General features: G+C 43.0%; 1 protein-coding gene. It reads left to right on the top strand.

Translation table 11 applies throughout. The features are described from left to right. Positions 1–400, top strand: a 400-nt coding sequence (locus AB4585_RS24155; RefSeq protein WP_372171291.1) for a class I adenylate cyclase, incomplete at both ends; no start/stop codon positions are given.

Raw genomic sequence — 400 nt, 5'->3', positions numbered from 1 at the left:
GTGTTGATCTGGTGTATCGAAATTCATGGCATGAAGTGCGTACTCTGCACTTCCGTGGTGACACCAGTATTCTTGATGCCCTTAAAACGATTTTAGGTAAGATGCACCAAGATGCTTTGCATCCTGAGTCTGTGGATGTGTTTAGCTACAGTAAAAACTTCCGTGGTTTGATGCGTAATACCGTTTACCAACTCCTTGCTGAATGTATTGAGCTAAGGCTCAAGCCTGTTGAGCAAGAGAAGCGTCGTCGCTTTAAAGCTATTGGCGTTGGTAGCAAGATGTATGGCTTGTTCTTTGAGCGTCGTGGTGTTTCTGTGCAGACGCTAGAAAATTCTGTAGAATTTTATCAAAGCATCTCAACCAATAAGCTTACCGGTTCACCGTTAGATAAACTGGATAA

It is taken from the genome of Vibrio sp. 10N.222.49.C9, from assembly GCF_041474985.1.
In the GTDB taxonomy this organism is placed as follows: domain Bacteria; phylum Pseudomonadota; class Gammaproteobacteria; order Enterobacterales; family Vibrionaceae; genus Vibrio; species Vibrio crassostreae_C.
The sequence above is the reverse complement of the archived record's forward strand: the minus strand, read 5'-3'. Positions and strand labels throughout refer to the sequence as shown.